General features: G+C 63.0%; 1 pseudogene. It reads right to left on the bottom strand.

Annotated elements, in window-relative coordinates:
• A pseudogene (glyA, locus tag PH586_RS23465) lies at positions 1-346 on the bottom strand (serine hydroxymethyltransferase); the annotation flags it as partial.

Raw genomic sequence — 346 nt, 5'->3', positions numbered from 1 at the left:
CGGCATCGCCGAGGTGATCGAGGATGTCGCAGATCCAGCCGGCCAACTCGATGCTCTGTTGCTCCTTGAAGCCGCGGGTGGTGATGGCCGGGGTACCGATGCGCAGGCCCGAGGTGACGAACGGCGACTGCGGGTCGTTCGGCACGGAGTTCTTGTTCACCGTGATGCCGGCCCGACCGAGGGCGGCGTCGGCGTCTTTACCGGTCAGGCCCTGACGAATCAGGCTGACCAGGAACAGGTGGTTATCGGTACCGCCGGAGACCACGTCGAAACCGCGCTCGATGAACACCTTGGCCATCGCCTTGGCGTTCTTGATCACCTGTGCTTGATACTCCTTGAACTCTGG

It is taken from the genome of Pseudomonas aestuarii, assembly GCF_027988105.1.
GTDB classification, from domain to species: Bacteria; Pseudomonadota; Gammaproteobacteria; order Pseudomonadales; family Pseudomonadaceae; genus Aquipseudomonas; species Aquipseudomonas aestuarii.
The sequence above is the reverse complement of the archived record's forward strand: the minus strand, read 5'-3'. Positions and strand labels throughout refer to the sequence as shown.